This window comes from Nitrosospira sp. Nsp14, assembly GCF_900113575.1.
In the GTDB taxonomy this organism is placed as follows: domain Bacteria; phylum Pseudomonadota; class Gammaproteobacteria; order Burkholderiales; family Nitrosomonadaceae; genus Nitrosospira.
This window is the reverse complement of sequence record NZ_FOPV01000018.1, coordinates 40270-62371: the sequence shown is the minus strand read 5'-3', so window position 1 is coordinate 62371 and position 22102 is coordinate 40270. Positions and strand designations below refer to the sequence as shown.

Genomic DNA, 22102 nt, shown 5'->3' with positions numbered 1-22102 from the left:
CAAAATATTCCGGGGCGTAGGCGGCGGCGGGCCGCCTACGATTGGTTGAAAAGCACATCGCCGGCTTTTCCTTGCGACAACAAAAAACCCCGCTGGAGCGGGGTTTTTTGTTGTACTGCGGCTGCAGTTACCAACCTACATATCCATGCCGCCCATGCCGCCCATACCGCCCATGCCGCCCATACCGCCCATACCGCCTCCGGCGCCTTCCTCCTTTGGCAGTTCCGCCACCAGGGCGTCCGTCGTAAGCATCAGACCGGCCACCGAAGCAGCGTGTTGCAGCGCGTAACGGGTAACCTTGGTAGGATCGAGCACACCCATTTCCACCATGTCGCCATATTCACCGGTGGCAGCGTTGTAACCAAAATTGCCCTGGCCTTCAGAAACTTTATTGATGACCACCGAGGGCTCCTCACCGCAGTTGGCAACGATTTGCCGCAGCGGCTCCTCGAGCGCCCGCAGAACGATCTTGATACCCGCGTCCTGATCGGGATTGTCGCCCTTGATTTGACCAACAGCTGCCCGGGTACGCAACAACGCAACGCCACCGCCTGGCACGATACCTTCTTCCACGGCTGCGCGAGTCGCATGGAGTGCATCTTCCACACGCGCTTTTTTCTCTTTCATCTCAACTTCGGTGGCCGCGCCCACTTTGATCAGGGCTACGCCGCCAGCCAGTTTCGCGACCCGCTCCTGCAATTTTTCCTTGTCGTAGTCGCTGGTGGCTTCTTCTATTTGGGCCCGGACCTGTTTGACGCGGCTCTCGATATTCTTTATATCGCCGGCTCCGTCGATAAGCGTTGTTTCTTCCTTACCCACTTCCACGCGCCGTGCCTGACCCAATTCATTCAGCGTTGCCTTCTCCAGTGACAGACCCACTTCCTCAGCGATAACGGTACCGCCCGTCAGGATGGCAATATCTTCCAGCATGGCCTTGCGACGATCGCCGAAACCCGGCGCCTTCACCGCGCAAGTTTTGAGAATACCGCGGATATTGTTCACCACGAGTGTCGCGAGCGCCTCGCCATCCACGTCTTCAGCGATAATCAGCAGTGGCTTGCCAGCCTTTGCAACCTGTTCCAGCACTGGCAGCAATTCGCGGATATTCGAGATTTTTTTGTCATGCAGCAGGATAAAAGGGTTTTCCAGCGCCGCAATTTGTCTGTCGGCGTTGTTTATGAAATAGGGCGATAGATAGCCGCGGTCGAATTGCATCCCCTCGACCACATCCAGTTCATTTTGCAGTCCGGAGCCGTCTTCTACCGTAATCACGCCTTCCTTGCCTACTTTTTCCATTGCGTCTGCAATGATTTTGCCAATTTCGAGGTCGGAGTTCGCCGAAATGCTTCCGACCTGAGCAATTTCCTTGCCGGTCGTGCAGGGCTTGGAGATTTGCTTGAGTTGTTCAACCGTCGCGGTTACCGCTTTGTCGATACCGCGCTTGAGATCCATCGGGTTCATCCCGGCGGCGACATACTTCATGCCTTCTTTCACGATCGACTGCGCCAGCACAGTGGCGGTGGTGGTGCCATCACCCGCCACATCGGAGGTCTTACTTGCCACCTCCTTGACCATTTGGGCGCCCATGTTCTCGAACTTGTCCTTCAGTTCGATTTCTTTCGCAACCGAAACTCCATCCTTGGTAATGGTAGGGGCGCCATAGGAGCGCTCCAGTACGACATTACGCCCTTTCGGTCCCAGGGTGACCTTTACTGCATCGGCAAGAATGTTCACGCCGTTTATCATCTTGTGGCGCGCTGAGTCGCCAAATTTCACTTCTTTCGCTGCCATAATTTCACTCTCCTAAATGTTCCGAAATATTGTGTAAGGCCGTCGGTTGTAAATTAACCTTCGATAACGCCCATAATGTCTTCCTCGCGCATTACCAGAAGCTCCTCTCCCTCTACCTTCACTGTTTGCCCGGAATACTTGCCGAACAGCACCTTATCGCCGACTTTCACTTCCAGCGCGCGCACGTTGCCATCATCGCCGACCTTGCCTTTGCCCACGGCGATAATTTCGCCTTGATCGGGCTTTTCTGCCGCGCTGTCAGGGATGACAATACCAGACGCGGTCTTGCGCTCTTCTTCCAGCCGCTTGACAATAACGCGGTCGTGTAAGGGACGAATCCTCATGTTTTCATTCTCCTGTCTTGAAATTAAAACGATGAAATCTCGGAAAAAACCTGTTCGCAGCTGGATTCACACCAATTATTAGCACTCACCGCGAACGAGTGCTAATAATAGAGGCTGTCGCACTGGATTTCAAGTGAAAGCGATAAAACTTGCTAGACTGCGGCTTGAATAAGCGTCGGCAGCCGAAGACCAGGGTATGCTTTGGGTGTCGCGTGCAGGTACAAGGGCATTTTTTTCAACTTGAGGAGTGTTACACTTCCACCGGAGGCGATTTCGTCAGGATGGCGCTGCCTTCATACTAGGTACTAGGCGGTGGACGAAGCGGGACTCCGGTAGACCAGCCTCACTCTCGTATTGGACGTCGGCGCCCGTTTCCGGAAACAGCAGTTGAACCAGATGTAATAGCGCAAAAACCTATCGTCCGTATCGAGCCTTATGAGTAGCAAAAGCTTGCCGGAACAAAGCTTCGAGTCGGTCTGGCATCCCTGCACACAGATGAAACTGCATGAAACGATGCTACCGGTTGCGATCGCCCGGGGCGAGGGCGTGTGGCTTTATGACTACCAGGGGAAGCGCTACCTCGATGCTATCGGTTCCTGGTGGGTGAACCTGTTCGGGCACACCAATCCTCGCATCAACGCCGCGATCCGCGATCAGCTTGACAGGCTGGAACACGTGATGCTTGCTGGCTTCACTCATGCGCCGGTCGTCGAGTTATCCTCTCGCCTCAGTGAGCTTCTGTCGAACCGGCTGGGTCATTGCTTCTACAGCAGCGACGGCGCGTCGGCCGTAGAAATCGCATTAAAAATGAGCTTTCATTACTGGCGCAACAACGGCCATCCTGAAAAAAACCGTTTTGTCAGCCTACAGAACGGCTACCACGGCGAAACGCTGGGCGCGCTGTCTGTCACTGACGTCGCATTGTTCACGGATGCTTACAACCCGCTGCTGCGCTACAACGCCCGCGTACCCACGCCGGACTGGCGCCATGCAGATGAAGGCGAGTCCCCACAGGATTATGCGCGCCGCGCAGCCAGCGCCCTCGAAACATATCTGGCGGAACATCATGCCGAAACCGCGGCGCTTATCGTTGAGCCGCTGGTGCAGGGCGCGGCAGGTATGGCGATGTATCATCCCGACTATCTCAAGCTTGCGCGCACGATATGCGATGAGCACCAGGTACACCTTATTGCTGACGAAATTGCAGTTGGCTTCGGCAGAACAGGAACAATGTTCGCGTGCGAGCAGGCGTCAATCGTGCCCGATTTCTTGTGCCTCGGGAAGGGGCTGACTGCCGGTTATCTGCCGCTGTCGGTCGTGATGACCACGAATGGCGTTTACCAGGCGTTTTACCATGACAATACTGCTCGCGGCTTTTTACATTCGCATACTCATGCGGGTAACGCGCTTGCCTGTCGCGCCGCGCTGGCGACGCTGGACATTTTTGAACAGGATAAGGTTATCGAAGCCAACCGCGTCACGGCAGATTATCTCAACCAGGCAGTGCGTCCCATCACCTTACACCCGAAGGTCAGGAATTTCCGCAATTGTGGAATGATATGGGCATTCGAAGTTGAAACCTCGGACCCTGCTTTTGCCTCAGCATTTTTCCAGGCAGCGCTTGAGCAGGGGTTATCGTTACGCCCGCTGGGTAATTCAGTTTATTTTATGCCGCCATACATCATCGATCAGCAGGAATCCGAGTTGCTGGTGGAGGGAACGTTGCGTGCGCTGGACCGGTGCGCTACACAGATTCGTGGGCAATAGCAAATCTCAACTCACGTTCCTCGGCGCGGCGGAGGAAGTAACCGGGGAAATGCCGCATTTAAAGTTTCTGGTGGATTGCGGGATGTTCCAGGGCGACCGCGAAGCTGATCGAAAAAATCGCGATGCATTCAGTATCAACCTTGAACCGTTTGAAGTCGTTTACTTACCCCTGCCTTCGTGGTGCGCGGGGAGGCATTGAAGCCGCTGCGCCGGCCGGCGCCATCCGGCAAAAACTGAAGTGGAACGTCAGCATCCCGACGCAGTTTACGACAGCAGATATCAGATAATGCGCGAGTTGTTAGACCGGCGCCTGTTCAGCAGCATATCCACCGTCGTGCATGCATGGCCGTCGGCGATTGCACGGGCTGTCCGAGGCGCCATTCCGGTTCTTCTGTCCCTTCCGGCGTTTGCTCATGACCTGCCCGCTCCCGTTAGTCAGGCCCTCAAACGGGCCGGAATTCCGACCTCCGCAACGGCGCTTTACGTGCATGAAATCGGCACGCCCCAGCCGCGGGTTACCGTAAATGCCAAGACCGGGATGAACCCGGCATCGGTGATGAAGCTTGTCACGACTTTTGCCGGGCTGGAACTGTTGGGACCAGCCTATACCTGGAAAACGGAGCTATATGTAAATGGTATGCTAAACGGCGATACCCTTCAGGGCGACCTTATCATCAAGGGTTATGGCGATCCCAAGCTGAATCTGGAAAATTTCTGGCTGCTCACGCGACGTCTGCGGCAAACAGGACTGCGCCACATCATGGGTGACCTGGTTCTGGATAGCAGTCATTTCGACCTCCCGAGCGTTGACCCGGCGGCGTTCGACGGCAAACCGCACCGCTCCTACAACGTGCTTCCGGAGGCGCTGCTGGTTAATTACAGGACCCTTGCTCTGCGCCTGATTCCGCAACCGGCAAGCAAAACCGTTCGCGTAGTTGCCGATCCTTTGCTAGGGTCACTGGACCTTAAAAACAGCCTGGCACTTGTCAGTGGCCCATGCAACGAATGGCGCGATGCGCTTAATACCGACATCCGCACGGTCTCCAACGGAAATATCCGTGGCCTGGTTTCCCTTAACGGCAGTTATTCCAGCGATTGCGGAGAAAAAACCCTTTATCTGAGCGTGCATGACACGGCTGACTATATCCACGGCCTGTTCAAGCAATTATGGGAAGAACAAGGGGGCACGTTTCGCGGCAGTGTACGAAGCGGCATAGTACCCGAAGGAATAATGCCTCTGGAAACCCATCAATCTCCACCCCTCGCGGACATCGTGCGGGATATCAACAAATTCAGTAATAACACAGCGGCGCGACAACTGTACCTTGCGCTGGGGCTGGCGAACAGTTCCACATCTGAGGCGGGTGCGCGGGGTGCAGGTACTTCCGCGACGAGTACTTTGGCGGCGCACGGGGAGATGGACAGCATACCTAACAGCGCAATCAACCGCATGGTTAGCAACTTCGATAAGGGGCGTGCAACGCTTGAAAAATCGGCGATGGCAATGCGGCGGTGGCTCGCCTCCCGACGGTACAGCTTCCCCGAACTAGTAATCGAAAATGGCTCAGGCCTATCACGAGCGGAACGTATCAGCGCCGGCCACCTGGGTGCGTTATTGCTCGCGGCTTTCCAGAGTCCGGTCATGCCGGAGTTCATTTCATCCCTGCCGATTGCGGCGGTGGACGGCACCATGAAGAAACGACTCAACGGCAGCGCCGCCGCTGGTCAGGCGCACATAAAGACCGGTTTGCTGGAGGGGGTGCGAACCATGGCTGGATATGTTCTCGATAAAGAGGGCCGGCGCATCGTTGTGGTTTTCTTTGTGAACCATCCCAGGTCGGGGAACGCGCAACAGGCGCTGGATGCGCTGCTTCACTGGGTGTACGAAGCGCCTTAAGATCCTACAATTGGTCCCACAATTCGCTCACACAATTCCAGTCGCGGCTGTATTACTCCACCTTCGTGTCCAGCCCCGCTTCTGCAATCTCTGCCGCTCGCAGCAACGCCTTGGCCTTGTTTTTTGTCTCGACCCATTCACTCATGGGAACAGAATCTGCAACAATACCGGCCCCCGCCTGCACATGTAACGTACCGTCCTTGATGATGCCTGTGCGGATTGCGATGGCGAGATCCATATCGCCATTGAAGCCCAGATAGCCTACCGCGCCGGCATAGATGCCCCGCTTCGAGACTTCCAGTTCATCGATAATTTCCATTGCGCGCACTTTGGGGGCGCCACTTACCGTGCCTGCGGGAAAGGTTGCTCGTAAAACGTCCATTGCCGTGAGTCCGGGCTTCAGCTTGCCCTCCACATTTGAAACAATATGCATGACGTGAGAGTAATTCTCGATTTGCATATTCTCGGTGACTTCCACCGAGCCCGTCAGGGCGACGCGGCCGACATCGTTGCGTCCCAGATCCATCAGCATGACATGCTCCGCGCGTTCTTTTGGATCAGCGAGCAGATCGGCGGCCAGCGCGGAGTCCTCCTGAATCGTCTTTCCCCGCGGCCGGGTACCGGCAATGGGCCTTACCGTTACGCTATCGCCTTCCAGTCGCACCAGGATCTCGGGTGAGGCACCGACGACATGAAAGTCGCCAAAATGATAGTAAAACATGTAGGGAGAAGGATTCAGGCTGCGCAGCGCCCGGTATAGTGCCAGCGGAGACGCGCCAAAGGGTTTGCGGGTGCGCTGCGAAAGCACGACCTGCATGATATCGCCTTCGAAAATGTAGCGCTTTGCACGCTCCACTGCCCCGATGAAGTCCCCCTCGCTGAACTCAGAGACAGGTTCTCCCGGCGATCCCGGTTCCTCCGCTGGAATTGCTACCGGCTGGCGGAGACTCGCCAGCAGTTCTTTCAAGCGCACCCTGGCCGCCAGGTACGAGCCCTGGATGGCTGGGTTGGCGTAAACAACAAGGTAGAGCTTGCCGGAAAGGTTATCCACCACCGCGAGTTCTTCGGACAGCAGCAGCGATATGTCCGGGGTATCAAGGCTGTCCGGAAGTGCACCCGCATGCCGATGCGCGGCCAGCCTGCGCTCTATATACCTTACCGTGTCATAGGAAAAATAGCCCGCGAGGCCGCCGCAGAAACGCGGCAATCCGGGATATGGCGCCGCTTTAAAACGCGCCAGATAGGATTGAATGAAAGTCAACGGGTCTTCCGCCTCGATCTGTTGCAGTTCTGCACCCGTGATCAGGCTGACGCGGTTATCGCGGACCTCGATGCGAGTCCGGGCGGGAAGGCCGATAAAGGAGTAGCGCCCGAAGCGCTCACCGCCGTGCACGGATTCCAGCAAATAGGAATACGACTGGTTTGCCAGCTTCAGATAAACTGACAGGGGCGTGTCCAGATCGGCAAAAGTCTCCAGCACAACGGGAATACGGTTGTACCCCTGTGCCGCGAGGCCATTGAATTCAGTTTCGGTCATGATTCAACTCCGTACTAACAGACAGAAAGGAAAAAAACGCGACGGCGGTGCGAAAACCATGGGTTGGAACACACTAGGAATTCGTGAGCGCGCCAAATCCTAGCAGCGGCGCCAACGGCGCAAAGCTCTAGTCACGTATCGGTCCATTTCTATTGTTTCTGTTGGTCATGGCAATTTCTGAATCAGCCTTGTTGCCTCGAATAATGAAGGGACGATAGCGTCGCAATCGAGTTCGCGTACGTCCCGTCCTTCATTGTATCCGTAAGGTACGCAAAAGACGCAGCATCCCGCCGCGCGCGCTGCCTGCGCATCATTAAGGGAGTCGCCGATCAGCAGCATTTCGCCTGGCTGGATACCAAAGTGTGTGCAGGCATGCAGGAGAGGCATTGGATCAGGTTTCTTCCGAGGTAGGCTATCGCCCGCAAGGACAATATCGAAAAAGTCCAGCAGACCGGTGGCCCGAAGCAGGGGCAGGGTAAAAGCCTCAGCCTTGTTGGTAACACAGGCCAGCTTAAAAGTGCGCTCACGCAGGATATTCAATCCTTCCACTACCCCTGGATAGGGCTGGGTACTCATACACAGCGTCTCGGAATAGTTGCGCTCATAAAGCGCCATTGCCTTTTCGAACAGGTCCGCATCGGGCTCTCCATCCAGGCTGCCGGTGAGCGAACGCTTGACCAGCTTCTGTATGCCTTTCCCAATGTATGATTTGATCGTCTCAAGCGGAAGCTCCGCTCTGCCCAGCTCCACTAGCATCATATTCGCTGCGGCGGCCAAATCACCTGCGGTATCCAGAAGTGTCCCGTCCAGATCGACCATCACAGCCTTGACTAACACGGGAAATTCTATTTCAATCGCGGGGGAACCTGCCGTGGGGGAAAAGCTCTTGTTCAAGTTTGTGGCCTCGGTAAAAAATCAAGAATAATATGACAGCGCTCCCCGTCTAAAGCGACGGGAATTTTTGTCACGCTGCGAAGCTGTAGAGGCAACTGCGATCGCACTTCACAATTCACCCCCACTACTTCCGGAGTCGGTAGAATAAACCGAGCAATTTGCGAATCTATCACTTCAGCACCCACCAATTTGAGTTGGGTTTTTGGGTTTTTGGATTTCGTGTACTAACCCGGCACGCTCAGACCTTCGCCAACTCTGCTCGCAGAGCGCCCAAGATCGTGTCATAACGATGGGGATCACTGTCCCTGCCCGCGCCATAAATCGCGGAGCCCGCGACGAACGTATCGGCCCCTGCGCGCGCGATTTCAGCAATGTTATCCACTTTGACGCCGCCATCAATCTCCAGAAGGATATTCCGGCCCGACTCATCAATTCGCTTGCGCACGGCCCTAAGTTTCTGCAACGCTTCAGGAATAAATTTCTGCCCGCCAAAACCGGGGTTCACCGACATGATCAGCACCAGATCGACCTTATCCAGCACATGGTCAAGGTAATTTAGCGGCGTGGCGGGATTGAACACCAGGCCCGCCTGACAGCCCTGCTCCTTGATGAGCCCGATCGTGCGGTCGATATGCCTGGATGCCTCCGGATGAAAGGAAATAATATTGGCTCCCGCCTTGGCGAAGTCCGGAACAATTCGATCGACCGGTTCAACCATCAAGTGGACATCGATAACCGCATCGGTCAATGGCCGTATCGCCTCGCACACCAACGGCCCAATCGTCAGGTTCGGCACATAGTGATTATCCATTACGTCAAAGTGGATGAAATCCGCGCCGGAATCGATAACAGCAGTGATTTCCTCGCCTAATTTGGCGAAGTTTGCGGAAAGAATACTGGGGGCGATGCGATAGTTAGCCATGAAGGGCATCCTTTAGTAGAAAAATTGCAATTTTAACCGCAAACGGCGGTCTCAAGTTAACTCGCCTTACTGCTGAGGGTGACGGACATGCCTGCGTCGAGATGAAGCCTACTCGCGCTCAACGTGCGCGCATCTCGGCCTTTTCCACTTATTTTGTCGGAACCACCCTTGCCGTCGCGCAAAAAATAGTGTGCAATGTAGCCATGGATGAAGGAAAAAAGTACGAAATTATTGTGAAGGTTCACACCACCTACCTTCCGGAACAATCGGATGAGGCGCTTGATCGATATGTTTTTGCCTACACGATTGTCCTCTCAAACACAGGCACCGTTCCGGCACAACTCATCAGCCGCCACTGGATCATTGCAGACGGAAGCGGCGGGGTACAGGAGGTACGCGGACTGGGAGTGGTGGGTGAACAACCCCTGTTGAAGCCGGGCGACAGCTATGAATACACAAGCGGCACGGCCATTTCCACACCGGTCGGATCTATGAAGGGCAGTTACCAGATGGTGGCCGAAGACGGCTTGCGTTTCGATGCCGCCATTCCAGAGTTTATCCTGAGCGTCCCCAGGGTGTTACATTAGCACCGGCATCCGGGTAACGATGAAGCCGGCGCGACGATACCGGCAACGCCGCTTCCGAGGTCCCAATTCAGCTACCTGCCTCACTTCAGCTATAGTGCTTTCGACCGTATCTACGGCGGCGGTGAGCCTGTTTTGCTTCTGCGTCGCTTAAAGGAGCGGGACGCTTCCCGGCGTAGGGATTGCGGCCCGTTCTAAACTCCACCCGCAACGGCGTACCCTCAAGCTGGAAAGTTTCGCGAAACGTATTCTCGAGATATCGCTGATAGGTCTGCGGCACCTGGTCCAAGCCGCTCCCATGAATTATGATCAACGGCGGATTGGAGCCGCCCTGGTGGGCATAGCGCAATTTGGGCCGCGAGACGCCTGAGCGGGGAGGTGGCTGCTTCTCAACCGCGGCGATCAATGTACGAGTCAGTTTGGGGGTGGGCAAATTCGCCATCGCGGCACCATATGCCGCGTCTATCGACGGCAGCAGGCCCTTCAGGCCGCTGCCCAGCAGCGCCGAAATGTAGTGAAAACGGGCAAAATGCAGCAGAAAAGGCAATTTCCTGGCGACACTGGTCTTGATAACCTCGCGCTGATAATTGTCCTGGCCGTCCCACTTGTTTATTGCAACTACGAGCGCGCGCCCAGCCTCAAGGATGAATCCGGCTATGTGCGCGTCCTGATCGGATATTTCACTGCTCGCGTCCAGTACCAGTACCACGACATTCGCGTCCTCGACCGCTTGCAGCGTCTTGATCACCGAGAACTTCTCCACCGTTTCGAGCACCTTCCCACGACGGCGTAATCCGGCGGTATCAATCAAGGTATACCTGCGCCCATTGCGTTCAAAATCGATATAAATGCTGCTGCGAGTGGTTCCAGGTTGATCAAATGCAATTACACGATCTTCGCCCAGCAGAGCGTTTACCAGCGTCGATTTGCCGACGTTAGGGCGCCCTACAATGGCGATATTGGGATGCTTATCCTGTTTTTCATTCTCCCCCGCCCGAGGAAAACCGGTTAACGCCACCTCGACAAGTTCGCTGACATTATCGCCGTGCTCAGCGGAAATGGCGCACGGCAGCCCCAGTCCGAGTTCGTGAAATTCGGCAGTAACGACGGACAAAACCATGCCTTCAGTTTTATTCACTACCAGCAGCAACTTGCGGCCGGTTTTACGCAGTTGCTCCGCAATAATTTTGTCTTGCGACGTCAAACCGGTCCTGCCGTCTACGATGAAGAGCACCAGGTCGGCCTCGTCGATCGCCTGTCGCGTCTGTTTGGCCATCTCATGCATTATGCCTTCGGTTGCCATGGGTTCGAAACCGCCTGTATCAACCACCAGGTAGGGCTTATCGCCGAGCCTTCCATGGCCATAATGACGGTCTCGCGTCAGACCGGGAATATTCGCCACGATCGCGTCGCGGCTACGTGTCAGGCGGTTAAAAAGCGTCGATTTACCGACATTCGGCCGCCCGACCAGAACAAGGGTGGGTTTCATGGTTCAGGCCTTAGTGGAGGCAATAATACTTAACAGGAGAGAAGGAGAAAAGATAAATGTCCTCGTTAGCCCCGCGGCGTGAATCGCTGCTGTAAGGGCCTAGAGCGCGAATGCGAAGACTCCGCCTTTTCTGGTCTGAACGACGAAACCGTTCGGCAGAGATACCGGTGAAGTAACGATCGCGCTTTCGTCGCCGGCGGAGCGGGCTACCATGGCACCGTTATCACTCTTGATTATATTCACATGACCTTGGGAATCCCCGACAACGACGTGATTCCCGTGAAGAAGGGGCGGGGATAATTTCAGTCCGTTAAGCAGTTCCTGTTTCCAGATAGAGGTGCCGTCCCGTTTATCATAGGCCGAGAGATTGCCGCGATTCTCGCTGACATAAATATAATGACTGTCCATCGCCAGGCCAGCGTTGCTCGATACGTCCTTCGCCCAGATCTGATTGCCCGTCCCGATTTCGAAGCAGGCGACCCGTCCCTGATAGGCGACGGCGCATACCTGCTGTTCGTCAATGACAGGCAAACTGGTGATATCGGCAATACGCTCGAGCTCTGTGGCGCCTCGTGGCCGGGCTACCGCCGCTTCCCACCCTGCTGCGCCGTTTGCCAGATTTATCGTTACCATCTTGCCTCCGGCAAAACCCGCGTATACGGTACTGCCCGAGATCAGGGCACCAGCGAAGCTGCGCACCGTCAGTGATGGGGTAGCACCCTGGTAGACCCACTTGCGCTTCCCGTTGACCGCTTCCAGCCCAAAAATCCGGCCATCCCCGGCGCGAACCACGACCATGCCACCGGCTGCCCGGGGTGGACTCAGCACCTCGCTGGAGACCTGGGCAGTCCATAGCAATTTACCATTTTCCCTGTCGTATGCAAGAACCTCGCCTTTGAAAGTTCCAACGAGCAACAAGCCTTCCCCGGTGCCGATCCCGCCCGATAGCCGCCGCTTGGTGTCGGTCGATCCTTCCTCCTTTCCCGAAACCGGATTAAACCGGAACAGACGACCCTCGGTGGAGGCTGCGTAAACCGCGTCCTTTTCGAATACGAGAGAAAATACCGCCGCCTGACTTTCTTCCGTGACGTTGCGCCACAGGGCACGGGCGGGAGGAATCTTTGCCAGCTGCGCGGTCTGTTCAGGACTCAACTCAACCTTACCGCCACCGAAAAAGTCTGTGACGCCTGACACATCGATATCCGCAAGGCCGGTTATCACGTCGCGCACCAATTCGGTAACGCCCGCGCATCCCGATAACGCGAGAATCGACGCCGCCAGCACAATATGCCGCTGAATACTGGTGGCTATGGACTTGCCTGATGACATTGGTATTGTTTACAACAAAAAGGAACTGTCATGTTAATGGATCTGAGCGAATTATTTACGGCGGCCGGAAATAGCTGCCCAGCAACACTTCGTGCCGCTTTCCCGCTCGGGATGCACATATGCAAAACCGGTTACTTGGCGTCTTGCAAGGCGTCGAGCTTCATTTGGACGATATTGAAGTACGTCCCTTTTCCAGCCATCTTGTCGAGCGCCATTTGATAAGCCGCACGCGCCTCAGAAATTCTTCCTGCCGCGGACAAGACGTCGCCCTTGAGATCGGCGTAGAGACCGTCGAAAGATGCGCCCTGCTTCGTCGCCAGGACCCGCAGCGCATCATCGTATTTTTTCTCATCCAGCAAGATGCTGGCGAGCCGTAGCCCGGCGATATTTTTAAGCTCATCTTCCTTCGAATGGTCCAGCACCCATTGCAACCGGCTCTTCGCGTTTTGCAAGTCACGCGCGTCGAAGCTCGCCCGTGCCGCGATTATCGCCGCGCGCGCGGCATAGCCGCTGGCCGGAAAACCTTCCATGAGCAAACCGGCAGCATCGTTGATCTTCTTCGGGTCTCCGCTGGTCTGGACTTGCAGCAGCGAGTCGAATAGTTCCGCCGCCTGCTCCACCTTTTGGCTCTGATAGTACTTCCATGCCTGCATGCCGGCGATACCGGCCACAAAGACCGCCAAACCAATGACAATGAGCATGCCATATCTCCGCCACCAAGCTTTCAGCTCGTCTATCTTTTCCTGCTCTTCCAGATCATAAACTGCCATCTAGCGTTTCCCCATCAAGAATGTATTACTTCTGAGCCTCTGAGCAAATCGGCTGCTTCCGCGAGTGTGACTCTCACTTGCTCGGCTGCTTCGCGCAAGGGCTTGATGCTTATTTCACCGGATTGCGCTTCCTCATCGCCGATAATGATGGCAAAACGCGCGCCACTGGCGTGTGCTTTTTTCATTTGCGCCTTGAAGTTGCCATTGCCGCAATGCAGAATGGCCCGGAGTCCCCGTGCCCGCAGGTGCCGCACGGTTTTCCAGGCGAAGCCATCCGCGGCCTCACCCTGATGCACGACGTAGGCATCGGGTACTGGACCCGGTATATCCACACCGCTTTCCACCATCAACGCCAGCACTCTTTCAATACCCATTGCAAAACCACAGGCGGGCGCCGCTGATCCCTTTCCGCCACCGATCTGCTCCACCAGCCCGTCGTAGCGGCCGCCTGCGCAGATCGTGCCTTGGGCGCCGAGGCTGCCGGTAATCCATTCAAAAACGGTGCGGTTGTAATAATCCAGCCCTCTTACCAAGCGCGGATTGATCTCGAACTCTACCCTCTGATCACGCAGGATTTTTTGCAATCCCTCGAAATGCGCAAGGGAATCCTCATCCAGATCATCGAGCAACCGGGGCGCGCCATCGATGATCTCCCTCATTTCAGGATTCTTGCTGTCCAGTATCCGTAACGGGTTGCTGTGCAAGCGTCTCGAGGCGTCGTCATCGAGCTTGCCGAGATGGCGCTCAAAATATGCTATCAAGCGGTGCCGATGCAGTGCGCGGGACTCGGTACTGCCAAGCGTGCCGATCTCCAGGCGCAGATCGGAAATATCTAATCTCTTCCATAACTCGGCGCACATCACAATAAGTTCGGCATCGATGTCCGGGCCTCCGTAACCCAGCGCTTCGACCCCTACCTGATGGAACTGGCGGTAGCGACCTTTTTGCGGCCGCTCGTGACGAAACATCGGCCCCGAATAATACAATCGCTGGGGCCCGCCATAGAGCAGATTATGTTCCAGCGCCGCGCGTACGCAGGACGCTGTTCCCTCCGGACGCAACGCCAAGCTCTCTCCATTGAGATGATCCAAAAAGGTATACATCTCTTTCTCGACGATATCCGTCACCGCACCGATTGAGCGTGCGAACAGGTCGGTCTGCTCGACTATCGGCATGCGGATATTACGGTAGCCGTGTGCCACCATCGCGTCGCGCACAACCTGCTCGAAGAACTCCCAAAGATGGGTCTGGTCGGGCAGGATGTCGTTCATCCCGCGGATAGCTTGTATCCCCCTAGTGGACATTACCTGCTTTCTTCGGGTACTTCATTTGCACATATTCATCGACGATCTGGCGAAACTCGCCGGCGATGTTATCGCCTTTCAAGGTTACCGATTTTTGTCCATCCACGTATACCGGCGCCACCGGCCGTTCGCCCGACCCCGGCAGGCTGATGCCTATGTTGGCATGCTTGCTTTCACCGGGGCCATTGACCACACAGCCCATCACGGCCAAGGTCATATTCTCCACGCCATCATACTCCTCGCGCCATACTAGCATCTGGTTGCGCACATAACCCTGAATGCTCTCCGCCAGCTCCTGAAAATAGGTGCTCGTGGTACGTCCACACCCGGGACAAGCGGCCACCAGCGGCACAAAAGCGCGTAGCCCGGTCGTCTGCAGAATCTCCTGCGCCACAATCACTTCACGCGAGCGGTCACCGCCGGGCTCAGGAGTCAATGATATGCGAATGGTATCGCCAATCCCATCCAGAAGCAGCACCGACAATGCCGCGGCAGATGCCACGATTCCTTTCGATCCCATCCCCGCTTCGGTCAACCCGAGATGCAGAGCATAGTCGCAGCGCGCAGCCAGGTCGCGGTATACAGCGATCAGGTCCCTCACGCCGCTCATCTTGCAGGACAATATGATTTTGTCCCGGCCCAGCCCGATCTCCTCTGCTCGCGCGGCGCTTTGCAGCGCAGAGGTAATCAATGCCTCATGCATAACAAGCGAGGCGTCCTTCGGATCGCCCGAGCGGGCATTCTCATCCATCATCCGTGCCAGCAGTTCGGGATCGAGGCTGCCCCAATTGACCCCGATACGCACCGGCTTGTCATACTTGCAGGCGGTCTCGATCAGGATGGAAAACTGCTCGTCGCGTTTCTTGCCATGCCCCACATTCCCGGGATTAATCCGGTATTTGGCCAGCGCCCGCGCACAATCGGGATATTCGGTCACCAGCTTGTGGCCGTTGAAGTGAAAATCGCCTATCAGGGGCACATGGCAACCCATGTCATCAAGTCGCGCCCGGATCCCCGCCACCGCTTTGGCTGCCGCGGGTGTATTGACGGTAATGCGCACCAGTTCCGATCCGGCACGCGCCAGTTGCGCCACTTGTGACGTCGTCGAGCTTTCGTCTTCCGTATCTGTATTGGTCATCGACTGAACCACCACCGGGGCGCCGCCACCGATCGTGACCGTACCAACACGCACGCCGACGCTATTGCGGCGCGGCGGGAAAATATTTTGTGACATAGTCATAGTAAGTATAAAAATCCGTAAATTTGATAATCCTAATCCAGCGACAGGCGCGCAGTTCCGCCATAGATATTGATGTGCGGCGTCAAATCAACCGGCTTGCTATTGTAGACCAGCTTAACCTCCGCGGCGTTGCCGATCTTAAGGGCGAACGGCGGCGTGCCGCGCAGCACCTGTTCGCTACCCCGGGGATTGATCCGCGATAGAAGCAGTCTCCCCCTCCCATCCCTGGCTTCCACCCAAGCGTCGCCTCCGAATATCAAGCGCACGACCCCCGGTCCTTCATCTCCCGGTTCCGGCGCAGCTGCAGTACTCGCCGATTGCGGCCTGGACGCTTCCCGCACGGGTGCATCAGCCGGCTTGGAGGCAGCGGGCTGCTGCGCTGCTTGCGGCGCCGCCGACAAAACCGGAGAAGAGGCAGTTGGCGCAGCCGAAGGCTGAACATCATGTTTTGGTTCCGCCGTACCGGGTCTATCAGCGGTTGCTCTGACATCGGCCCGGTCAGCCATCAATTCGCCGGGCGGCTCGAATAATCGTGTGTCCGGGGATTCCTCCGCCGCCGCGCGGCTTTCCACGTTCGCGCTGGGTGCTTTTTCTACATTTGCCTCGCTTCCGCGGTAGATTTCGTAGACAAGCAGCAATAACGCCAGAACGACACCTGCGCCAATGATCAGGTTGCGCTTGCCGCGGTCCCGATTTGACGGGAAAGGGGTACCCTCGATCGGATACGAAATCGTTTGGGTAGGCGGCGGTGGGGGAACGGACTGCTCCAGTCTCTGCAACAACGGGGCGGCATCCATCTGTAGCAGCTTCGCATAGTTGCGCACGAACCCGCGAAGAAACGTACCGCTTGCAAGCTTAGTGTAATCATCCTCTTCCAGCGCGGTTACCTGCCTGACCGATAGTCGCATTTGTCGCGCCACATCCTCGAGGCTCAAACCCTGTTCCAGCCGTGCCGCACGCAGCAATTGACCAGGGCCCGGTTCAGCTTGCGCCGGTTTTGGGCCGGGTACGTCACCGAAGTTGTTATCTTGATCATCCATCAACTGGCTTCGCCGCTGCAATGCGCGAGAATTGCCGGGCTTCCCGCGACGACCGCATGTCCTCCACCACCGCCACCGCGGAATAAAATAACCGTCTGGCTCATCTTGCGGCTTCCGATGACCGACGGCTTGCGCGACGAGTCTTGTCCAGCACTTTTCCGGCAAGCTGACCGCAGGCTGCGGCAATATCATCGCCGCGCGTCTTCCGTACGGTGGTTACCAGGCCAGCCTGCACAAGCACATCTCGAAAGTGCGCCACCGCTTCCGGCGACGAACGTTCGTAGCCGGAATCCGGGAAGGGGTTGAATGGGATCAGGTTGAATTTGCAAGGCGTATGCCGGACCAGCTGCACCAATTGACGCGCGTGAGACACGCTGTCATTGACGCCATCCAGCATGACATATTCGAAGGTGATGAAGTCACGCGGCGCAGATTCAAGATAGCGCTCGCAGGCCGCCAATAATTCCTTGATCGGATATTTCTTGTTAATCGGCACCAATTGGTCGCGCAACGGGTCGTTGGGCGCATGCAACGATACGGCCAACGCAACAGGGCAGCGTTCGCGCAGCCGGTCCATGGCAGGCACCAGCCCCGAAGTGCTCACGGTGACGCGGCGCCTTGAAAGGCCGTAGGCGTTGTCGTCCAACATCAGATCGAGCGCTGTTACAACGTTTTCAAAATTAGCCAGCGGCTCGCCCATGCCCATCATCACCACGTTGGTGACGGCGCGCTCGCGCATAGACTCGCCTTCAAACTCTTCGGTCAGCGCTTTGTTGGCCCACCACAACTGGCCGATAATTTCCGCGACCGTAAGGTTGCGATTGAATCCCTGCCTGCCGGTAGAGCAAAAACTACATGCCAGCGCACACCCGACCTGGCTGGAGATACAAAGCGTTCCGCGATGGGTTTCGGGTATGAAAACCGTCTCGATGCCGTTACCCGCGCCAACCGATAAAAGCCACTTGCGCGTGCCGTCGGCGGCAATATGATCGCTGATGACACGCGGAGCCTGGACCACAGCAGCGGTAGAGAGCTTATCCCGTAATCCCTTCGCCAAGTCGCTCATCGCCGCAAAATCGGCCTCACCGGAACGGTGTATCCAGCGCAGCAATTGCCGCGCGCGGAACGGCTTCTCGCCAATTTCGTTACAAAAACCGGCAAGAGATTTGGCGTTGAAATCGAGGAGATTGACGCTCATATTGGTGAGCTACGTATCGTTTTAGCGGGAATAAATATTAAGTTCAGGAAAAAAGTAAGCGATCTCGACCGCTGCCGTTTCGGATGCATCCGAGCCATGCACAGCGTTGGCATCGATACTGTCCGCAAAATCGGCGCGGATCGTCCCCTTCTCTGCTTTCTTGGGATCGGTTGCGCCCATCAAGTCACGATTCTTTTTGATCGCATCTTCACCTTCCAGCACCTGCACCATTACCGGCCCTGAAATCATGAATTTCACCAGATCATTAAAAAACGGTCGGCTTCGATGCACGGCGTAAAAACCCTCGGCCTCGGTCTGGGACAGGCGCAACATGCGTGCGGCGACTATTTTCAATCCACCGCGTTCAAAGCGTGAATAGACTTCCCCAATCACGTTTTTGATTACCGCGTCAGGCTTGATTATGGAAAGGGTTCTCTCGACCGCCATCAAATTCTCCTACTAAATTTATGAAAATAACGCATATTTTAACAAAAACCGGTCCCGAAGTCCGGGAAATGAGAAAACCGTTCACGAGCCTGGCTTCCTCGGGGAATAAGCAACGGATCTGCCAGGAAAGTCATTGTTGATTTCACCACACTTATGCCGAATCTGGAGAGTTGTTTCCGCCCGAAAATGCCAAAGATAAAACCATCAATCCAGCTTCAAGACTTGAGAACGTGTTGGCCAGGCTCCACGGCTGATCGCCTTCGCGCCATCGAATACGATATAGCTCTGGCGCCCATAGTGGGGCAGCGGCCGCGCCAACGCGGAGAGCGAGGCGGCATCCAGCGCGGACACCACCGCGAGCGTGAAGCCGTCCGGCCGGCGGACGGTCCATGCTTGCGCCGAGCCCTTCTCCTTCATTATGTCAGGCCTCCCCGGTAAATGATTTTTTGCAAGCCACGCGTCCACATGGTCTGCCAGACCGATCACCAGTAGGGGCACAGCCGGCAGGCCGTTACCGTCCTTGCGCGCAACCAGTTTCGGCACGCGGTTTTGCATTTTCGACGCGAGTGTTTCAGCCGCGCTGCGCGCATCCCCATTTTCGGGCAGCAAGATTGTTTCAGTTGTCTGATCTACCATTACTTGGCGCAGAATCGGCGGAGCCTCATCGGGCAGCAGGCGGCGGAACAACCGGAGATCGGGGTCAAGGATCACCTGTGTCGGCCGGTTGCGCACGTCAACCGTAAATGCCTGGCGCGCGCTCTCCAAGTCAAGCATGTGAAGTTCCTCGCCCTCGGCGGTGCGAATGCCGATCGGCACACGCAGCCGGTACGCTGGCTCCCCTTGCTCAAGCGTAACCGTCACCCGGTGACTACCCGACCCCGGTTTCGCCAGCGCCGCATCGGCGATCCGAAGCACCGGCGCACCCGCACGCGTGAGCCACTGGTCGAAAAACGGGCCAAGATTCTGCCCGGATGCCGTCTCGAATGCCTGCCGCAAATCCGACCATGAAGCGATGCGGAAGCGTTGCTCGTTCCAGAAGGTTTGAAGGGCGCGGTCGAAGGTTGTCTGCCCGAGCATGTCACGCAACATCAGGAACAACATCGCGGCCTTGTTATAGCCGACGATCTGTGTCGCCCCGTGCAAACGCGAAGTAAAGCTCGTGAGCGGCTTATCCTGTCCGGGTGCCAACGCGGCAAAATCCCGCAGCCAGCCGCGCCGCATATCACGCGCAGCTTCATCGCTTTCACGCTCCTTGTACGCGTAGTCCGCCATGAACGTGGTTAGCCCCTCGGACCAGTTGCCTTTAGCATAATCGGGATAGACGCCATTTCCCCACCAGTTGTGCAACACCTCATGACCCAGAGAAGTGGTGCGGATGAACGGCAGCCGCAGCACCTCTACGCCCAAGTAGGTGAGTGTCGGCATGCCGAAGCCGGTCGGCGTGGGGCTCGATACCACACTGAATTCCGTAAACGGATACTCGCCAATCCACTTCTCGTAGAGTCCGAGATAGCCTTTTACCGAATCCAGGTAGGCGGGTGCGAGATCGGCAATCGCAGGATGGAAATAGGTCCTTAGCTGTATCGGCTTGCCGCCTGCCCCACGTACCGTGCGGGTTTCCACCGCGTAGGGACCGGCCATGAGGTCGATACCGCCAGTCGGCGCCGGAAACTCGAATCGGGCGCGATATCCCTCGGCCGTTTCGGTTTCTTCTGCAAGACGCCCAGGCACAATACCGCGCTGCCCGGCTGGCAGTTCGATAGTCAGGTTGTAGCTGGCGAGTTTATCCGCCAGATAGGGATACCACCCGCTCGAATCCGGCAGAAAAGTACCGGCTTCGCCGCTGGCCGGCTCATTTCTTCCCAACGTCTGATGGTGGTCGAGCGCGGTATCGAGCGCTGCAAGCTCCCCACGCCAATGGATTTCGATGCGGCGAGGCAGTTTTTCGTGACCCAGAATTCGCCATGCACGCATCCTGCCCATCGTTACGGCCGGCCCAAAGGGCTCAGCATCGACCCGCCCATGCATGACCTCGAAGCGGCGCCCGATCACCAGGGTCAACTCTTCGGGCGTATTTGCCGTGATAACGCTGCGTCCCTCTATCCTGCGCGCAACCGGATCCAGACGCACCGTTATTTCATACTGGACCTCAGCCGGAACGGGGGCCGGCGCCACGTCGGACGTGGCCGATGACGTGGCCCATGCAGGGCTCGCCACGAGCATAGAGCACAGGAGACAGACTACACCTCTCAGGTCCCATGTAAGGGACCGCACGCGCGGCATCAGTCGCTTCATGGGCTTCATTTCCGCACCGCCGGAAACTTTGCAACAATCTCGCTCGAATCGCTTCCGCGTTTTAATGTCAGCGGCAACCACGTGCCCGGCGCTTGGCGCTTGACCGTCTCCACGATATCCTCGGTGCGCTTGACGGGGATGCCGGCTGCTTCGACGATTATGTCTGCGTCCCGAAGGCCCGCCGCCTCCGCTATGCTTCCTTTTTCCACCTGCAGCACGCGCGCGCCGCCATCCTGGGCCATCTCGAAGCGAATTCCCAGGCGCGGACGTGATGAAAATTCCTGGGTGGAGGGGGATAGCGATGCGATGCCGAACACCGCGTCCGCAATTCCAGCGACCATTTGACTGCATCCCGTGCCGCTATTCCATGGCAACAGCGTCCCGACATCTGCCACTCCCAGGTCCTTCAGTTGATGCGGAACACCGTACCCATGCCTGATATGCCCTGATCCCATGATTCCGACCACCAGAGGACGCCCCGGCCGTTCCAGCGCAGCGTGCATCGCCTGGGCCATTGCCCGGTCCCAGAGTTGCTGACTTTCGACGAAGCGCAGAAAACCTGGATCATCCGGCTTGGTGTCACCCCGCTTCTTGCCGCCGCGGTCGTGTTCGCCATAAATCGGCAGCAAATAACCGAGGTAAGCGGCGCTGGGGGCAGCAGGAGCCGTCACGCCTTCGCGCTCCTTCTCGGCCACGGCGGCAAAACCCTTCGAGGCAACTGTTCGCCTTAACTGCGTATCGATATTAAGGGCCACCATCGGTATTCGATTCATGCGAGCAAAATGAAATAACGGCAAGTAAAGATTTGCGTCCGTGCTCCAGACCGTGCCCCAGTCCGCCGCGGCAAGAAACTGAGCCTCGGTGAGATCCCCGGCCACCCATTGATCAAGCGCTTTTTGCACCCGACGCGGGAACATCTCGAAACCGATTACCATCTCGGGTCGCGCCATATGCAGCGCGGCGAGCGTCTGTAATTGCCACCGGTGGTGCTCAGCGTTATCGTGCATTTCGCCCAGCAGCACTGCCGTGCGCCGGGATGCCTTGGCGATAACGTCAGCCTCCGTAATCTTTCCTGCACCTGGCACGATCCAGTTCCCGACTGGAACGCAATCGACGCTTTCTTTTTCCTTGTTATCCACTTTTGTTTCCGCCAATGCAATATTCATGGGTGTAACAACGGCAAATAACATCATCGCCGACAATGCGCCCTGAAAGGCACGGCGAGCGTTCCGGATAATTTTCAAGCTGATACTC

General features: G+C 56.7%; 19 protein-coding genes. 4 read left to right on the top strand and 15 right to left on the bottom strand.

Features of this window, described 5'->3' with window-relative positions:
* Positions 1 to 135 precede the first annotated feature (135 nt).
* Positions 136 to 1791, bottom strand: coding sequence for a chaperonin GroEL (gene groL, locus BM022_RS12115; RefSeq protein ID WP_091139625.1), 1656 nt, complete (start codon positions 1789 to 1791; stop codon positions 136 to 138).
* Between the two features lie 53 nt (positions 1792 to 1844).
* A complete protein-coding gene (groES, locus tag BM022_RS12110) occupies positions 1845 to 2135 on the bottom strand; it encodes a co-chaperone GroES (protein ID WP_091139623.1) in 291 nt (96 codons plus the stop codon).
* Between the two features lie 435 nt (positions 2136 to 2570).
* Here groES and bioA point away from each other — a divergent pair, with 435 nt between their 5' ends.
* The 3 genes from bioA to dacB all read left to right on the top strand — a co-directional run bounded on the left by bioA (position 2571) and on the right by dacB (position 5799).
* Positions 2571 to 3902 carry an adenosylmethionine--8-amino-7-oxononanoate transaminase gene (gene bioA, locus BM022_RS12105; RefSeq protein ID WP_091139622.1) on the top strand — a complete coding sequence of 444 codons (1332 nt, stop codon included), beginning with the start codon at positions 2571 to 2573 and terminating at the stop codon, positions 3900 to 3902.
* Positions 3892 to 4101 (top strand): MBL fold metallo-hydrolase, encoded by a 210-nt coding sequence (locus BM022_RS12100; protein ID WP_091139620.1) that lies wholly within the window; start codon positions 3892 to 3894, stop codon positions 4099 to 4101. The genes bioA and BM022_RS12100 overlap by 11 nt, the downstream gene beginning before the upstream one ends.
* Positions 4102 to 4188: 87 nt before the next feature.
* Positions 4189 to 5799, top strand: a complete 1611-nt coding sequence (dacB, locus tag BM022_RS12095) for a D-alanyl-D-alanine carboxypeptidase/D-alanyl-D-alanine endopeptidase (RefSeq protein ID WP_177191715.1) — start codon at positions 4189 to 4191, stop codon at positions 5797 to 5799.
* 52 nt (positions 5800 to 5851) lie between these two features.
* Here the strand turns inward: dacB and trpE are convergent, their stop codons facing one another.
* From trpE to rpe, 3 genes are all read right to left on the bottom strand, one after another.
* The gene (gene trpE, locus BM022_RS12090) at positions 5852 to 7336 is read right to left on the bottom strand and encodes an anthranilate synthase component I (protein WP_091139619.1); all 1485 of its coding nucleotides are present in this window, start codon (positions 7334 to 7336) and stop codon (positions 5852 to 5854) included.
* A 165-nt stretch (positions 7337 to 7501) separates the two neighbouring features.
* Complete coding sequence (locus BM022_RS12085; RefSeq protein WP_091139668.1) at positions 7502 to 8155, bottom strand: phosphoglycolate phosphatase; 654 nt, start codon at positions 8153 to 8155, stop codon at positions 7502 to 7504.
* Positions 8156 to 8468: 313 nt separating this feature from the next.
* Positions 8469 to 9152 carry a ribulose-phosphate 3-epimerase gene (gene rpe, locus BM022_RS12080; protein WP_091139617.1) on the bottom strand — a complete coding sequence of 228 codons (684 nt, stop codon included), beginning with the start codon at positions 9150 to 9152 and terminating at the stop codon, positions 8469 to 8471.
* A gap of 203 nt (positions 9153 to 9355) precedes the next feature.
* On the opposite strand from rpe, the gene apaG reads away from it, so the two are divergent.
* Positions 9356 to 9739, top strand: coding sequence for a Co2+/Mg2+ efflux protein ApaG (apaG, locus tag BM022_RS12075; RefSeq protein WP_091139667.1), 384 nt, complete (start codon positions 9356 to 9358; stop codon positions 9737 to 9739).
* Between the two features lie 85 nt (positions 9740 to 9824).
* On the opposite strand, the gene der is transcribed toward apaG, so the two are convergent.
* The 10 genes from der to BM022_RS12025 form a co-directional block, all read right to left on the bottom strand.
* Positions 9825 to 11225: a ribosome biogenesis GTPase Der gene (gene der / locus BM022_RS12070; RefSeq protein WP_091139616.1), complete on the bottom strand. Its 1401-nt coding sequence runs from the start codon at positions 11223 to 11225 to the stop codon at positions 9825 to 9827.
* 99 nt (positions 11226 to 11324) lie between these two features.
* Positions 11325 to 12554 (bottom strand): outer membrane protein assembly factor BamB, encoded by a 1230-nt coding sequence (gene bamB / locus BM022_RS12065; RefSeq protein WP_091139614.1) that lies wholly within the window; start codon positions 12552 to 12554, stop codon positions 11325 to 11327.
* Positions 12555 to 12685: 131 nt separating this feature from the next.
* Complete coding sequence (locus BM022_RS12060; RefSeq protein WP_091139613.1) at positions 12686 to 13324, bottom strand: tetratricopeptide repeat protein; 639 nt, start codon at positions 13322 to 13324, stop codon at positions 12686 to 12688.
* Positions 13325 to 13338: 14 nt separating this feature from the next.
* Complete coding sequence (gene hisS, locus BM022_RS12055) at positions 13339 to 14628, bottom strand: histidine--tRNA ligase (RefSeq protein ID WP_091139611.1); 1290 nt, start codon at positions 14626 to 14628, stop codon at positions 13339 to 13341.
* The gene (gene ispG / locus BM022_RS12050; protein ID WP_091139609.1) at positions 14618 to 15862 is read right to left on the bottom strand and encodes a flavodoxin-dependent (E)-4-hydroxy-3-methylbut-2-enyl-diphosphate synthase; all 1245 of its coding nucleotides are present in this window, start codon (positions 15860 to 15862) and stop codon (positions 14618 to 14620) included. Before ispG ends, hisS begins: the two co-directional genes overlap by 11 nt.
* Before the next feature lie 38 nt (positions 15863 to 15900).
* Positions 15901 to 16908 carry a RodZ domain-containing protein gene (locus BM022_RS12045; protein WP_177191714.1) on the bottom strand — a complete coding sequence of 336 codons (1008 nt, stop codon included), beginning with the start codon at positions 16906 to 16908 and terminating at the stop codon, positions 15901 to 15903.
* A gap of 100 nt (positions 16909 to 17008) precedes the next feature.
* Positions 17009 to 18106 carry a dual-specificity RNA methyltransferase RlmN gene (gene rlmN / locus BM022_RS12040; protein ID WP_091139606.1) on the bottom strand — a complete coding sequence of 366 codons (1098 nt, stop codon included), beginning with the start codon at positions 18104 to 18106 and terminating at the stop codon, positions 17009 to 17011.
* A gap of 21 nt (positions 18107 to 18127) precedes the next feature.
* A complete protein-coding gene (ndk, locus tag BM022_RS12035) occupies positions 18128 to 18553 on the bottom strand; it encodes a nucleoside-diphosphate kinase (protein WP_091139604.1) in 426 nt (141 codons plus the stop codon).
* A 204-nt stretch (positions 18554 to 18757) separates the two neighbouring features.
* Complete coding sequence (locus BM022_RS12030; protein WP_256209153.1) at positions 18758 to 20857, bottom strand: M1 family metallopeptidase; 2100 nt, start codon at positions 20855 to 20857, stop codon at positions 18758 to 18760.
* On the bottom strand, positions 20854 to 22092 hold the full coding sequence (locus BM022_RS12025; RefSeq protein ID WP_256209152.1) for a ChaN family lipoprotein: 1239 nt from the start codon (positions 22090 to 22092) through the stop codon (positions 20854 to 20856). Before BM022_RS12025 ends, BM022_RS12030 begins: the two co-directional genes overlap by 4 nt.
* Positions 22093 to 22102 lie beyond the last annotated feature (10 nt).

Coding starts and splice junctions, on each gene's coding strand:
- bamB (WP_091139614.1), bottom strand. CDS start 12,554: ATGTCATCAGGCAAGTCCATAGCCACCAGTATTCAGCGGCATATTGTG.
- groL (WP_091139625.1), bottom strand. CDS start 1,791: ATGGCAGCGAAAGAAGTGAAATTTGGCGACTCAGCGCGCCACAAGATG.
- BM022_RS12045 (WP_177191714.1), bottom strand. CDS start 16,908: ATGGATGATCAAGATAACAACTTCGGTGACGTACCCGGCCCAAAACCG.
- trpE (WP_091139619.1), bottom strand. CDS start 7,336: ATGACCGAAACTGAATTCAATGGCCTCGCGGCACAGGGGTACAACCGT.
- ndk (WP_091139604.1), bottom strand. CDS start 18,553: ATGGCGGTCGAGAGAACCCTTTCCATAATCAAGCCTGACGCGGTAATC.
- groES (WP_091139623.1), bottom strand. CDS start 2,135: ATGAGGATTCGTCCCTTACACGACCGCGTTATTGTCAAGCGGCTGGAA.
- rpe (WP_091139617.1), bottom strand. CDS start 9,152: ATGGCTAACTATCGCATCGCCCCCAGTATTCTTTCCGCAAACTTCGCC.
- dacB (WP_177191715.1), top strand. CDS start 4,189: ATGCGCGAGTTGTTAGACCGGCGCCTGTTCAGCAGCATATCCACCGTC.
- BM022_RS12060 (WP_091139613.1), bottom strand. CDS start 13,324: ATGGCAGTTTATGATCTGGAAGAGCAGGAAAAGATAGACGAGCTGAAA.
- apaG (WP_091139667.1), top strand. CDS start 9,356: ATGGATGAAGGAAAAAAGTACGAAATTATTGTGAAGGTTCACACCACC.
- hisS (WP_091139611.1), bottom strand. CDS start 14,628: ATGTCCACTAGGGGGATACAAGCTATCCGCGGGATGAACGACATCCTG.
- ispG (WP_091139609.1), bottom strand. CDS start 15,862: ATGTCACAAAATATTTTCCCGCCGCGCCGCAATAGCGTCGGCGTGCGT.
- bioA (WP_091139622.1), top strand. CDS start 2,571: ATGAGTAGCAAAAGCTTGCCGGAACAAAGCTTCGAGTCGGTCTGGCAT.
- BM022_RS12030 (WP_256209153.1), bottom strand. CDS start 20,857: ATGAAGCCCATGAAGCGACTGATGCCGCGCGTGCGGTCCCTTACATGG.
- der (WP_091139616.1), bottom strand. CDS start 11,225: ATGAAACCCACCCTTGTTCTGGTCGGGCGGCCGAATGTCGGTAAATCG.
- BM022_RS12085 (WP_091139668.1), bottom strand. CDS start 8,155: ATGGTCGATCTGGACGGGACACTTCTGGATACCGCAGGTGATTTGGCC.
- rlmN (WP_091139606.1), bottom strand. CDS start 18,106: ATGAGCGTCAATCTCCTCGATTTCAACGCCAAATCTCTTGCCGGTTTT.